This is a genomic window from Rhodococcus sp. SORGH_AS_0303, assembly GCF_030819335.1.
GTDB lineage: Bacteria > Actinomycetota > Actinomycetes > Mycobacteriales > Mycobacteriaceae > Rhodococcoides.
This window is the reverse complement of the sequence record NZ_JAUTBO010000001.1, coordinates 133,146-147,105: the sequence shown is the minus strand read 5'-3', so window position 1 is coordinate 147,105 and position 13,960 is coordinate 133,146. Positions and strand designations below refer to the sequence as shown.

The 13,960-nt window shown below is 68.6% G+C and carries 10 protein-coding genes; 9 read left to right on the top strand and 1 reads right to left on the bottom strand.

The window, feature by feature from the left end:
• On the bottom strand, nucleotides 1-2,091 hold the full coding sequence (locus QE449_RS00685) for an N-acetylmuramoyl-L-alanine amidase (RefSeq protein WP_307108004.1): 2,091 nt from the start codon (nucleotides 2,089-2,091) through the stop codon (nucleotides 1-3).
• A gap of 223 nt (nucleotides 2,092-2,314) precedes the next feature.
• On the opposite strand from QE449_RS00685, the gene glf reads away from it, so the two are divergent.
• The 9 genes from glf to QE449_RS00640 all read left to right on the top strand — a co-directional run bounded on the left by glf (nucleotide 2,315) and on the right by QE449_RS00640 (nucleotide 13,872).
• On the top strand, nucleotides 2,315-3,514 hold the full coding sequence (glf, locus tag QE449_RS00680; protein WP_307108003.1) for a UDP-galactopyranose mutase: 1,200 nt from the start codon (nucleotides 2,315-2,317) through the stop codon (nucleotides 3,512-3,514).
• Nucleotides 3,511-5,403 carry a glycosyltransferase gene (locus QE449_RS00675; protein WP_307108002.1) on the top strand — a complete coding sequence of 631 codons (1,893 nt, stop codon included), beginning with the start codon at nucleotides 3,511-3,513 and terminating at the stop codon, nucleotides 5,401-5,403. Before glf ends, QE449_RS00675 begins: the two co-directional genes overlap by 4 nt.
• A 19-nt stretch (nucleotides 5,404-5,422) precedes the next feature.
• Nucleotides 5,423-5,968, top strand: a complete 546-nt coding sequence (locus QE449_RS00670; protein ID WP_056444193.1) for a phosphatase PAP2 family protein — start codon at nucleotides 5,423-5,425, stop codon at nucleotides 5,966-5,968.
• Nucleotides 5,965-6,870, top strand: a complete 906-nt coding sequence (locus QE449_RS00665; protein ID WP_027507272.1) for a decaprenyl-phosphate phosphoribosyltransferase — start codon at nucleotides 5,965-5,967, stop codon at nucleotides 6,868-6,870. Before QE449_RS00670 ends, QE449_RS00665 begins: the two co-directional genes overlap by 4 nt.
• Nucleotides 6,871-6,919: 49 nt before the next feature.
• A complete protein-coding gene (gene zomB, locus QE449_RS00660) occupies nucleotides 6,920-8,740 on the top strand; it encodes a flagellar motor control protein ZomB (RefSeq protein WP_307109651.1) in 1,821 nt (606 codons plus the stop codon).
• A gap of 398 nt (nucleotides 8,741-9,138) precedes the next feature.
• A complete protein-coding gene (locus QE449_RS00655) occupies nucleotides 9,139-10,095 on the top strand; it encodes an alpha/beta hydrolase family protein (protein ID WP_261770348.1) in 957 nt (318 codons plus the stop codon).
• Nucleotides 10,096-10,326: 231 nt separating this feature from the next.
• On the top strand, nucleotides 10,327-12,186 hold the full coding sequence (locus QE449_RS00650; RefSeq protein ID WP_307108001.1) for an alpha/beta hydrolase-fold protein: 1,860 nt from the start codon (nucleotides 10,327-10,329) through the stop codon (nucleotides 12,184-12,186).
• Between the two features lie 140 nt (nucleotides 12,187-12,326).
• The gene (locus QE449_RS00645; RefSeq protein ID WP_027507276.1) at nucleotides 12,327-12,872 is read left to right on the top strand and encodes a DUF732 domain-containing protein; all 546 of its coding nucleotides are present in this window, start codon (nucleotides 12,327-12,329) and stop codon (nucleotides 12,870-12,872) included.
• Nucleotides 12,873-12,882: 10 nt separating this feature from the next.
• Entirely contained in the window at nucleotides 12,883-13,872 is a 990-nt protein-coding gene (locus QE449_RS00640; protein WP_081821493.1) for a cutinase family protein, read from the top strand.
• Nucleotides 13,873-13,960 lie beyond the last annotated feature (88 nt).

Here is a 13,960-nt window from a genome sequence, read left to right as displayed (position 1 = left end):
TCAGCCGACGGGCGCTGCCTCGGGAGCCGGGGCAGCCTCGGGGGCCGGTGCGGGAGCGTCCGCCGGCGCGCCGGCGTTCATCTCCGCGGTGTACGTGTCGGTGAAGGTCTTCACGACCGTCGTCACGATGCCCGTGATCTCGTCGAACGAGAGCGACCCGTTCTCGAAGTCGGACTGCCATCCGTTCGGGATGCGGTACTCGTCGGACGTCGGGAGTCCGAGAGATCCGGACTCCGAGCCCATGGCGACGAACTGCTTGAAGATCTGGCCGAGCACCGAGACCACCTGGCCGGTGGGCGTCGTGTAGATCGATCCGTTGGCGAAGTCCGCGCGGGTCTGTCCCTCGGGTGCGGGGAGCAGTCCGGTCAGGGCGGCGCCGAGTCGACCCGACTCACCGCCCTCGGCGACCCACTTCTGCACGATCGGGTTCTGGACGCCCATCGCGAGGAGTTCGGACACGAGCCCGGTCAGCGTGTTGCCGGGTGCCGGCGACGACGCGTCGACACTCGGGGGAGCGGCGACGGGCGGCGCCACCAGGCCCTCGTCGGTCGTGGTCCCGGTACCGGGCTCCGCCGGTGTCGGGGTGCCGGTCCCGTTCAGGTTGGCTGCCGCGATGGACCGGATGTCGTCCATACGTGCGTAGGCGGCGTCGCCCGGGCACTCGGTGTTGCCGACGTCGCGGTGCGCGAAGATCACCGGGAGATCGATCGAGCGGCCCTGCTGGACGAACGTGTACTGCGTGCCCTCGGACGTCATCGTGGTGGTCCCCTTCGGGTCCAGGCCGGCCTTGCCGAGACGCCACCCGAGGAACTTGCCGGCAGCGTCGAGCGACTCCTGCGTCGGCTGCTCCGAGCTGTAGTCGCCCATCAGCGCGATGCCCATGGTGTTCTCGTTGAAGCCGCCCGCGTGCGCGCCCTCGACGTTGCGATCGAGGCCACCTGCGCGGCCCTCGAACACCTGGCCGTACTTGTCCACCAGCACGTTGTAACCGATGTCGCACCAGCCCAGGGTCTGCGCGTGGTACGCGTAGATCGCCCGGACGATGCCCGCGGACTCGTCCTTGCTGTAGTTGTTGCTGCCCGCGGTGTGGTGCACCGTGGCGCCGCCGAGAGAGTCGTCGTACGTGGGCGAACCGCAGCGCTTCGACTCGTCCGCTCCCCACTGGGCGCGGGTGATCACGGCGGGGCCGGAGCCGTCGACGGGGGTCGCGATGTCACTCAGCGTGCTGTCGGCCGCCGAGGTGCCGGGCGTGATGAGCACGGCGGTCGCGTCCGCGAGGGCGTTCGCGATCGGCTGGGCCCGTAGCGGGCGGGACGACGACGCCGGGACGTAGCCGAGCTCGGGTGCCGGCGCGACGGGATCGGCCGCGTCGGGAGCGGGAGCCGCCTCGGGTGCCGGTGCCGCCTCGGGAGCGGGTGCCGGCGGCTCGACCGGGAAGGCCGGGTCGGCGGGGTTCAGCACGGCGCCGGCCGGGACGGTGGGGCTCAGCAGGAACTGGACGCGCTTGGTCAGGCCCACGTAGATGGGCTCCGTGCCATTGGCGACGGCGGGCACGTCCGAATCGGTGCGACCGGTGTCGATGGACTGCGTCTCGTTCCACGGACCCCAGGAACCGTCGTCGAGCTGGGCACGCACACGGGCCACCGCAGAGCCGAGCTGGTCGGCCGTCAGCGCGACCATGCTGAAGGGGGTGTCCTGGGACACCTCCTTGACCACGGCGCCGTCCTGCGAGCCGTCCACCTCGGACGGCGCGGGGGCTGCCGGATCGGTGGGCGACGCGGCGGGCACCTCGGGAACCGTGAGTCCGGGGATGGACGGGATCTCGAAGGAGTCGGGCAGCGACAGATCGCGCAGCGACCCCAGGTCGATGTCCGGCAGATCCAGCCCGGTGAGTTCCTTCACGGGGATGACGATGTCGGGTGCGTTCGCGAGCGCCAGCTTGGCGATCTGCGTGGGAACGACGGTGGTCGTGTCGTTGGCCGCGCGCACTCCGGTGGTGCTGTCCCCGACGGCGTAGACCACGACAGGACTCGTGACCGCGAGTGCGGCGACGACACCCAGAATCAGTGACGGCTTCGGTCGACGGTGCAAGACGATTTCTCCCCTGGTAGACGTTGCCCCGCGATCACCGTCACATGTGACGGATGTGACTCATGTGATAGATGATGCGCAACAAGCGCCACACTAACCACAGAAACACCAACCATCAACCTCAAGTAGAGGGTTCGGCCAGGTGTTCGAACGATTCGACGGTCGGGAGGGTCGACGTGCGGGTTGCGGGACGACTACACAGCGTCGGATACCCTGGTCACCCGTGACTGATACTTCGCGAGGACGGTACGACCTGATCGTCGTGGGGTCCGGTTTCTACGGCCTCACGATCGCCGAGCGGAGTGCCGCGGAACTGGGAAAACGAGTGCTCGTGCTCGACCGGCGCTCCCACATCGGAGGCAATGCCTACTCCGAACCCGAGCCCGGTACCGGCATCGAGATCCACAAGTACGGCGCCCACCTCTTCCACACGTCGAACGAGAAGGTGTGGGAGTACGTCACTCGCTTCACCGAGTTCACGGGCTACCAGCACCGCGTGTTCGCCCTGCACAAGGGCCAGGCGTACCAGTTCCCTATGGGCCTGGGCCTGGTGTCCCAGTTCTTCGGCCGCTACTTCACTCCCGCCGAGGCGCGCGCGCTCATCGAGGAGCAGTCCAGCGAGATCTCGGTCGAGGATGCCGCGAATCTCGAGGAGAAGGCCATCGCGCTGATCGGCCGCCCGCTGTACGAGGCGTTCGTCCGCGACTACACCGCCAAGCAGTGGCAGACCGATCCCAAGGATCTGCCCGCGGGCAACATCGCGCGGCTCCCGGTCCGCTACACCTTCGACAACCGCTACTTCAACGACACCCACGAGGGTCTGCCCGTCGACGGCTACACCGCGTGGCTCGAGAACATGGCGAAGAGCGACCTCATCGAGGTCCGGCTGGACACGGACTGGTTCGACGTCCGTGACGAACTTCGGGCCGAGAGCCCGGACGCGCCGATCGTCTACACGGGACCGCTGGACCGATACTTCGACTACTCCGAGGGCGAACTGGGTTGGCGCACACTCGACTTCGAGACCGAGGTGCTCGACACCGGTGACTTCCAGGGCACCCCGGTGATGAACTACAACGATGCGGACGTGCCCTACACGCGCATCCACGAGTTCCGGCACTTCCATCCCGAGCGCGACTACCCCGCGGACAAGACGGTCATCATGCGCGAGTACTCGCGGTTCGCGGAGTCGGGAGACGAGCCGTACTACCCCATCAACACTCCCGACGACCGCGCGAAGCTGGCGGCCTACCGGGCCCGCGCCAAGCAGGAGACGGCCGAGAACTCCGTCCTGTTCGGCGGCCGACTGGGCACCTACCAGTACCTCGACATGCACATGGCCATCGCCAGTGCGCTCACCACGTTCGAGAACACGTTGCGCCCCCACCTCGAAACCGGTGCCTCACTGGGTGATTCGGCGTGAGCGAGGACCAGTTGCTGGGGCGGTCGCTGCTCCAACGCATCCTGCTCCCGCGCGCCGGTGAGCCGCTCGACGTCCGCACCCTGTACACGGACGAGGCCCGCACCAACCCGCGCCGCGCGCATTCGCTCTCTCGCACCTCGGTGTCCATCGGATCCGAGTCGGAGGTCTCCTTCGGCACGTACTTCAACGCGTTCCCGGCGAGCTACTGGCGACGGTGGAGCACGCTGGAGTCCGTCGTCCTGCGGGTCGAGCTGATCGGCCACTGCCGCGTCGACGTCTACCGCTCGAAGGCGGACGGGTCCCGGATCCACGTCCAGGGCGGCGACACCGACGACGCGACGACGGTCGACGGCGACGTCACGACTCTCGAGTTCGTCGTCGAGCTCGGTCCCTTCGAGGACGGCGGATGGATCTGGTTCGACGTCACCACGGACACCGACGTCGAGGTGCGGTCCGCCGGGTGGTTCGCACCCGTCGACGCGCCCGGACGCGCGTCCGTAGCCATCGGCATCCCCACGTTCAACCGGCCGACGGACTGCGTGAAGGCGCTGACGGCGATCGCGTCCGATCCACTGGTCATGGCCGTCGTCGACGCCGTCATCGTGCCCGACCAGGGCACCCGCAAGGTGCGCGACGAGCCCGGATTCGACGACGCCGCGGCCGCGTTCGGCGATCTCCTCAGCATCCACGACCAGGCCAACCTCGGTGGATCCGGCGGATACAGCCGGATCATGTACGAGGCGCTCGAGAATACCGACGCCGAGCACATCCTCTTCATGGACGACGACATCGAGATCGAGCCCGACTCGATCCTGCGGGCGCTCGCCATGGCCCGCTTCGCGAAGGTGCCGACACTCGTCGGTGGCCAGATGCTCAACCTGCAGGCACGAAGTCACCTGCACGTGATGGGTGAGAAGATCGACACCGGCATCTTCATGTGGGGTGGCGCCCAGAACGTCGAGTACGACCACGACTTCGCCGAGAAGCCGCTCCGCGAGTCGACACTGCTGCACCGCCGGATCGACGTCGACTACAACGGCTGGTGGATGTGCCTCATCCCGCGGGTGGTCGCCGAGACGATCGGTCAGCCGCTGCCGCTGTTCATCAAGTGGGACGACGCCGAGTACGGACTGCGAGCCCGCGAGGCCGGGTTCCCCACGGTGACTCTCCCGGGGGCCGCGATCTGGCACATGGCGTGGAGCGACAAGGACGACGCCATCGACTGGCAGGCGTACTTCCACCTGCGCAACCGCCTCGTGGTGGCGGCGTTGCACTCCCCGGGTTCCGCCCGCGGCCTCGTGGTGAACACCGTCAAGGCCACGATGAAGCATCTGCTGTGCCTCGAGTACTCCACGGTCGCGATCCAGAACATGGCGATCCGCGACTTCCTCGCCGGCCCCGAGCACATCATGGACATCCTGCCGACGGCGCTCGCCGAGGTGCACCGGGTACGCAGGCAGTACCCCGACGCCGTGGTCGTCCCGTCGTCGACGCTGCTCCCGCCGGCCAGCGGCGCGGACGTACCCGCCGTCGCCGAGCCGGTCGGCGCCGTGGCCAAGGTGTCCCGGCTGGCGAAGGGCCTGATCCACAACGCCCGAGGTGCGCAGCGGCAGCACCACGACCGTCCCCAGCTCAACGTGCCCACGCTCGATGCGCGCTGGTACCTGCTCTCGCAGGTCGACGGTGTCACCGTCACCACCGCCGACGGACGCGGCGTCGTGTACCGCAAGCGGGATCCGAAGATCGCCTCCGCGCTGCTCGGAGAGGCGCTCTCGCTGCGCCGCGAGTTGGCGTCGCGCTTCCCCGAGCTGTCCGACCGGTACCGTCGCGCCGTGCCCGAACTCACCAGCAAGGAGCGTTGGGAACGTGTCTTCTCCTATCCGAACTGACAACCTGGTTCGAACCGACCTGCGGGTCCTCACCGCGGTGCAGGGCAGCGTCGGGTCACTGCCGGGCGCCGTGCGTGTCGCTCGGGGGATGTCGCACTTCGGTGAGCACGCCCTCGGGTGGATCGCCATCGGCGGTATCGGTGCCGTGGTCGACTCGGCGCGGCGCGAGCAGTGGGCGTCGGTCGCGGTCGGTGCCGTCGGTGCGCACGCGGCGTCGATCGTCGTCAAGCGCATCTCGCGGCGTCGGCGCCCGACCCATCCGTCCGTGCGCGTCGGCGTCTCCACGCCCAGCCGGTTCAGCTTCCCGTCGTCGCACGCGACGTCCACCACGGCCGCGGCGCTGCTGATCGGCCGCGCGAGCGGTCTGCCCGTGGCACCGGTGCTGGTGCCCGCGATGCTGGTGTCGCGCCTGGTGCTCGGTGTTCACTACCCTTCCGACGTACTCGTGGGCTCCGCGCTCGGCGCGCTGTCCGCGGCGGCGACGGTGCGAGCCGAGAAGAACGCGGCGGTCCGATTCGGCCTGACCGGCGGAGACGCAGCGGCCACGACAGCAGGAGCAGCATGAGCGAGGAACCCGCCGTCGTCGGCGCGCCCCCGAAGAACCTGGCCACGGGCATCGTCAAGGCGGTGCGCCCGCGCCAGTGGGTCAAGAACGTGCTGGTCCTGGCGGCGCCCCTGGCTGCCGGCTCGGTCACCGAGAGCTCGGTGCTCCTGCCGGTCGCGCTCGCGTTCCTCGTCTTCTGCATGGCCGCGTCGGGCATCTATCTGGTCAACGACGCGATGGACGTCGAGGCGGACCGGGCGCACCCCACCAAGCGATTCCGTCCCATCGCGGCGGGTGTCCTCCCGGTCAACCTGGCCTTCGCGATGGCGGTGGTGCTGCTCGGCGGCGCGATCGGGCTCTCGTTCCTGGCCAACTGGAACCTCGCCGTGGTCATGGGCGTCTACATCGCGGTCCAGCTCGCGTACTGCTTCGGCCTGAAGCACCAGGCGGTGCTCGACATCTGCATCGTCTCGTCCGGCTTCCTGCTGCGCGCGATCGCGGGCGGCGTGGCGGCCGACATCCCGCTGTCGCAGTGGTTCCTGCTGATCATGGCCTTCGGATCGCTGTTCATGGCAGCCGGCAAGCGGTACGCCGAACTGCAGCTCGCCGAACGCACCGGCGCCAAGATCCGCAAGTCGCTGGAGAACTACACCACCACCTACCTGCGGTTCGTGTGGACGCTCAGCGCCACGGCCGTCGTCATCTGCTACGGACTGTGGGCCTTCGACCAGGACGCGAAGAACGGCAGTTCCCTCTTCGCGATCTCGATGGTTCCCTTCACTGTCGCTATCCTGCGGTACGCAGTGGACGTGGACGGTGGCGAAGCGGGCGAGCCCGAGGAGATCGCACTCGGGGACCGGGTGCTCCAGATGCTCGCCATCGTGTGGATCGGAGTGGTGGGTGTCGCTGTCTACCTCGCATGAGGAACTGACAGAACGTACCGGCGACGAGCAGTCGCGGGCCGAGGACCGGGTGGGAACGCCCGGGTGGGCCCGAGCGACCGGCGTCGCCGGTATCGCCGTGGTCGCGGTGCTGACCTTCTGGGGCGCCTGGGACCGCCGTTGGATCGCGGACGACGGACTGATCGTGCTGCGCACGGTCCGCAACCTCCTGGCCGGCAACGGGCCGGTGTTCAACGCGGGCGAGCGCGTCGAGACCAACACGAGCGCCGCCTGGACCTATGTCGTGTACGCCTTCTCGTGGCTCAGCGGTGTCCGCCTCGAGTACGTGGTGCTGACCATCGCCCTCGTGCTGACGACGGCGGCCGTCACGGTCGCGATGATCGGCACGGCACGCCTGTACGCCGGGCGCGCGGTGCTCGCGCTCCCCGCAGGAGCGCTCGTCTACATCGCCGTACCGCCGGCACGCGACTTCGCGACGTCCGGCCTCGAGTCGTGCCTGGTCATCTTCTGGATCGCGGTCCTGTGGTGGCTGATGCTCCGGTGGGCGGACCGGCGGGTGGAGAACCCGTCGACGGCACTCGTGCTCGTCATCGCGTTCTGGGGCGGACTGTCGCCCCTCGTCCGCCCGGAACTCGTCATCGTCGGCGGCCTCGCGCTCCTCATGCTCGTCGTCGCGACGTCGGGATGGATCCGCCGCGGCGCCGTCGTCGTGGTCGCCGGTCTGCTCCCGGTGGGCTACCAGATCTGGCGCATGGGCTACTACGCGCTGCCGTACCCGAACACCGCGGTGTCGAAGGACGCCGGCGGCGCCAAGTGGGCGCAGGGTTCGACGTATCTGTGGAACCTCGTGGGGCCCTACGCCCTGTGGGTGCCCGCGGTGCTGGTCGTCGTGGCCGCGGCACTGGCCGCCACCCGGATCGGGCCCGGTGCGGCTCGCCGTGGCGAGGCGCCGAGCGGTCTCGCCGGACTGGTCTCGCGGATCCGGACGCCGAGCGCCGTGGTGGTCTTCGCGCTCGTGTCGGGTCTGATCTCCACGGTGTACGCCGTGCGCGTGGGCGGCGACTTCATGCACGGCCGCACTCTGCTCCCCGCGCTGTTCCTGCTGCTGCTCCCGGTCGCCGTCGTGCCGATCCCGCTGCGGCGCGGGATCGTGGCGCTGGTGTCGTGCGTCGCGCTGTGGCTCGGCGTGGTCGTCTGGGCGATCTTCGCGGCCACCACCACCGGCATGCCGCAGGGCACGACGGTCGGGCGTAGCGGCATCGTCGACGAGCGGGCCTTCTACTCCGAGAACACCGGCCACCGCCATCCGATCCTGGCCAGCGACTACCTGGACTACCCGCGCATGCGGGCAATGGTGCAGACCATCGAGAACACGCCGGACGGCGGTCTGTTGCTGCCGTCCGCGCAGTTCACCTACTGGGACGTGGTGCCGCCGCCCCTGCCGATTCCCGAGGGCGGCGACGAGCACGTCGTCTACTTTCTCAACTTGGGAATGACCAGCATGAACGTGGGGCTCGACGTCCGGGTGCTGGATCAGATGGGCCTGGCGTATCCGTTGGCGGCGCACACGGAACGGCTCGACAACGGCCGCATCGGACACGACAAGAACCTGTACACGGACTGGGTGGTCGCGGACACCGGAATGGTGGACGTGCATCCCTTCCTGCCGTTCTATCTGGACGAGGAATGGGTGGAGCAGGCGCAGGTCGCGTTGACCTGTCCGGAGACGCAGGAACTGCTGACGTCCTACCGTTCGGAGCTCACGCGGGCCCGATTCGTGCAGAACTTCAAGCACTCGTTGGATCTCGCGGGGTACCGATTCGACCGGGTGCCGAAGTACGAAATACAACGGTGTAATTTGGAGATGCCCCCGGAGCGGCCCGCATCGTGACGATGTGCGGCAAGTGAGATCCGCGTCACAGTGAGATCACCGGGTCATGGCGTTTCGGTGTCGTGAGTATTCCGATTTCGACGTCCCGGCTGGATTCCGGCATCTCGTTTGTGTAACGCTGTCTCCGTCGGCGGAGATATGTGTAGATGATGTGCGTCGACGTGCAGGATCGCCCGCGGGGCGATCGTGCGCGGAAGACGAGACCGATGGTTCAGGTTCCGAGGTCTTCCTCGGAGCGTGACCGGATATCGATCGACGAAGCGGTGCGGCCGTCCGGCTGCACGGAACTGTGAGAGGCCGAATGTATGCGTGACGGGTCCGTTACCGATGTCGCTGGTGACGACAGCGCTCTGCCGCGTAAGGCTTCACGCCTGCGCACCCCCCGAGTGGGCCGACGCATGCGTCAGGCCCTCGTCTCCGTCGTGATGGCCGCCGCCATCCCCCTCGGCCTCGCGGTCGTGGGCACCGGAGCCACTGCCAACGCCGAGATCCGTGCCGGATTCGACGTCTGGTCCGACTCGTCCATGGGTCCGATCAAGAGTCGCGTCTGGCGCGCCGCCGACGGCAACACGTCGAAGGTCGTGTACCTCCTCGACGGTCTCCGCGCGACGCCGGACATCAGCGGATGGGAGCACGAGACCAATGCGGGGTCGTTCCTCTCGGACAACAACATCAACGTCGTCCAGCCGGTCGGCGGTGAGTCCAGCTTCTACACCGACTGGTACGCACCGTCGAACTTCAACGGCCAGCAGATCACGTACAAGTGGGAGACGTTCCTGACGCAGGACCTCCCCAACCGTCTCGCAGCGGGTGACCTCGGCTTCTCGCGTCAGAACAACGGCATCGTCGGTCTGTCGATGGGCGGCAGCGCTGCGCTGACACTCGCCGCGTACCACCCGAACCAGTTCAGCTACGCCGGCTCGCTGTCCGGCTACCTGAACATCTCGGCGCCCGGCATGCGTGAGGCCATCCGCGTCGCGATGCTCGACGCCGGTCGCTACAACGTCGACAGCATGTGGGGACCGCCCTGGAACCCGGCGTGGCTCCGCAACGACCCGTTCGTCTTCGCGCCGCGTCTGCGTGACAACGGCACGCGTGTCTGGGTCTCGGCCGCCAGCGGCCTCCCGGGCAACTACGACCGTCCGGGCTCGCTGCTCGACTACTACAACACCGCCAACGGCATGGGCCTCGAGGCTCTGGCGCTCGCCAACAGCCGCGCGTTCCAGGTCCGCATGGCCTCGATCGGCGCCAACAACGTCACCTACAGCTTCCCCGCGCAGGGAACGCACCGGTGGGGTTACTGGTTCGATCAGATCGTGCAGATGATGCCCGACCTGAAGGCCAACATCGGCTGAGTCAGCTCGGTAGTCGACTGCCCCGGCCCTCGCTTCGGCGACGGTGTCCGGGGCTGTCGCATGTTCTGAGGCGACTCCAGTAACATTTGCACCACCAGTCACAGCGAGTCTCTCCGAGACCGTCGTCGTGACCGTGTAGAACAAGATCGGCGGCACTCTCGACGGACCGGACCTCTCCGGCACGCCGACGGCCCCGCACAGTCTGACGTTTCGAGGAAGCGAGTCCCACACATGCGAGTTCCGAACGGCCGGAGAGCGCGGATCCTGTCCGCCCTGGCGGTCACGCTGGTTCTTCCGCTCGCAGGGGGCCAGGCCGCCACGGCGGTCGCGTCTCCGGTCCACGCGGCACCGGTCCAGGCAGCGCCGCTGCGCGCGCAGGCGGATGCCGGCGCCACCGTGTCCGCGGTCGATTGGATCACCGACCGCCGTGTCGCGGTGTGGGTGAACTCGCCGTCCATGGGAGTCCCGATCCAGGTGCAGCTGCTGCTCGCGCGCGACTGGAACAAGAACCCGCAGGCCACGTTCCCGTCGGTGTGGATGCTCGACGGCATGCGCGCGACCGACACCGAGAACGGCTGGACCGCCGAGACCGATGCCGAGTCCTGGTTCGCCGACAAGAACGTCAACGTCGTGCTGCCCGTCGGCGGTCAGTCGAGCTTCTACTCCGACTGGGCCGAGCAGAACAACGGCCGGAACTACAAGTGGGAGACGTTCCTGACCAAGGAGCTCCCGCCCATTCTCGAGCGTGACTGGCGCTCCAACCAGACGCGCGCGGTCGCCGGTCTCTCCATGGGCGGCACCGCCGCGATGACGCTCTCGGCGCGGAACCCGGGCTTCTTCCGATTCGCCGGATCGTTCTCCGGCATCCTCAGCACCACGACGCTCGGCATGCCGCAGGCCATCGGGTACGCCATGCAGGACGCGGGCGGCTTCGACGCCGGTGCCATGTGGGGCGTGCCGTCGAGCGAGCTGTGGGCTCAGCACGACCCGTACGTTCTCGCGGAGAAGCTGAAGGGCATGAGCCTGTACGTCTCGAGCGGCAGCGGTACCGCCGGACCGTACGACCAGCAGTCCGACATCCCCGGCATCAGCACCAACTACGCCGGCATGGGTCTCGAGATCCTGTCGCGGCTCACGTCGCAGACGTTCGCGACCAAGCTCAACAAGCTCGGCATCCCGGCCTCGATCAACTACCGGCCGTCCGGAACTCACTCGTGGCAGTACTGGCAGTTCGAGCTCCGCCAGGCATGGCCGCAGATCGCCACCGCCCTCGGTGTCGAGGTGGACAAGCCCGCGTGCAGCGTCGGCGGGAACATCGGCGGCACCGCGAGCGCCAACGGATGGCTCGGCGACTGCCTCACCTCCGAGTACGACGTCGCGGGTGGGCGCGCACAGGACTTCCGGTTCGGTCGCATCTTCTCCTCCGACGGGGGCACGAACGTGGTGGCCGGTGCGATCGGTGGCGCGTACGCGGCCAACGGTGGTCCGGCCGGCGCGCTGGGCATGCCGCTGTCGGGTGAGCTCGGAACCCCGGACGGCCGTGGACGCTACAACTCGTTCCGCAACGGAATGGTCTACTGGACCCCGCAGACCGGTGCGCACGCAGTGCGCGGCGCGATCCTCGACGAGTGGGCCCGCCAGGGCTACGAGGGTGGGCCGCTGGGCTACCCGCTGCGCGACGAGGTGCAGACCCCGAACAAGCCGGGTGCGGTCCAGGGCTTCGAGATCGGTGCGATGTACTTCTCGCCCGACACCGGCACACACGCCGTGATGGGCAAGATCATGGAGAAGTACGGCCAGCTCGGGTGGGAGAACGGGGCACTCGGCTTCGCGAAGACCAACGAGGTCCCGGTCCGTGACGGCGGTCGTTTCACCGAGTTCCAGGGCGGCAACATCTACTGGTCGCCCGCGACCGGCGCGTGGTCCATCCTCAACGGCCAGATATTCGACGCGTGGAAGAGCGCCGGTTACGAGAACGGTCGCCTGGGATACGTCACCAGCGATCAGTTCGACATTCCCGGCGGTGTCCAGCAGAACTTCCAGAACGGCTTCGTGACGGTGCGGGACGGCGTCGTCCAGATCGTTCCCTGACCCGACACCGGGCGGTGCCGACACGGTGGGACTTCGCCCCGCGGCCGGCCTCCGGCCTTCCCGCACACAGAGTCCTCTCAGACCGTGCCGGTACCGTCCGCTGTCAGTTGCCGTGCCCCGATGACAGTAAGGACGTTTTCGTGACCTCGAGGTTCGCCACCACCGTCGCTCCCGTGATGCTGGCCGTCGCGGCCGGTGCTCTGCTCACCGCGTGCGGCGGCGACGACTCCTCGGCCAGCAGCACGCCGTCCCTCACGTCGAGCGCCACCGCCGCTGCGACCACGACGGAGGCGCCGACCTCCACGTCCGCGTCCGCCACGTCGACCTCGCCTGGTGCGACCACGAGTCCGGGCGCGGCGGCGACCGCTCCCGACGAGGCGGAGCCGGTGCCCAGTGGCTTCCCCGGCCCGACCGAGGTGCCGATCGACGCCCGTGGAACCGCGTTCCTCGACGCTCTGAAGTCCCGCGGCGTCACGGTGGCCGGCAACGGCGACATCGCCATCGGCACGGCGAGCTACATCTGCGCCGCCCAGTCCGAGGGTGTGGCGGACGACCAGGTCCTCACCTTCGTCACCGCGAACGTCGGTGCCGAGGCGTCGGCGTCCGGTGCGACCATCAGCGCCGAGGACGCGTCGCGGACCGCACAGACGTACGTCGACGTCGCGCGCTCGACGTACTGCGGATAGGCGGCGCCTCGTGACACGATCCGGTCGGCCCGGGCCGCCGCGTCGGCGTTCGGTGGCGCGCACACTGCTCGTCCTGCTCGCGGTCGCGCTCGTCGTCGTCCTCGTCCTGCTGTTGCTCTGGTACCTGCTCGCGGGTCGACTGACGACACCCGGTCCCGGTGAGCCGCAGGTTCCCGGTGCCGAGCCGCCCACCTCGCAGCCGGCGTCGTGCCCCGACGTGTTCGTGCTCTCGGTGCCGGGCACGTGGGAGTCGAACGCGGCGGACGATCCCTACGCTCCCACCGCGAACCCGATCTCGTTGATGCTGAACGTGACTCAGCCGCTGCAGCAGCAGTTCGGCCCCGAGCGCGCCGAGGTCTACACGGTTCCGTACGTCGCGCAGTTCTCCAATCCCATCGCGTTCCCGCCCGACGGCCAGGCCTCGTACAACGTCAGCCGGTCGGAGGGCGCCGCGAAGGCGAACGAGATCCTGGCGCAGCGGTCCTCGGAGTGCCCGCTCACGTCCTACGTGCTCGCAGGGTTCTCGCAGGGAGCAGTCATCGTCGGCGATCTCGCCGCGTCGATCGGCGCAGGGGCGGGTCCGGTTCCGGCGGAGCGAGTCCTCGGCGTCACCGTCATCGCGGACGGCCGACGCGACGGCACCAGCGCGCAGCAGATCGGCCCGCCGGTGGACGGCGTGGGCGCGGAGGTGGCTCTCGGCGGTCTCGACGTACCCGGAATCACCATGACCGGTGCCCGCCAGGGTGGGTTCGGTGCGCTCGCCGATCGGACCTTCTCGATCTGCGCTCCCGGCGACCTCATCTGCGCGGCGCCGCCCGAGGCGATGTCGCTCCGCAACATCCCGTCGTCGCTGACCGCACTGGCCGGTGCGGCGGGTAATCCGGTGCACGGCAACTACGCTCGGTACGTCGTAGACGACGCCGGCACCACCGCCACACAGTGGACGGCGAACTGGGCGGCGGGGCTCGTCGCGTCGGCTCCGACGCCTGCTCACAGCTGACGGAAGGTGCTGCGCGGGGCAACTTTGGTCTCGAGCCGGTAACGGTTAGAGTGGCGAGTCGGCTTCGACTCCGGCCACCGCACCTTCC

What these genes read in the sequence shown, in the direction of transcription:
- QE449_RS00655 (WP_261770348.1), top strand. Translation starts at nt 9,139, where the DNA reads ATGCGTCAGGCCCTCGTCTCCGTCGTGATGGCCGCCGCCATCCCCCTC.
- QE449_RS00665 (WP_027507272.1), top strand. Translation starts at nt 5,965, where the DNA reads ATGAGCGAGGAACCCGCCGTCGTCGGCGCGCCCCCGAAGAACCTGGCC.
- QE449_RS00650 (WP_307108001.1), top strand. Translation starts at nt 10,327, where the DNA reads ATGCGAGTTCCGAACGGCCGGAGAGCGCGGATCCTGTCCGCCCTGGCG.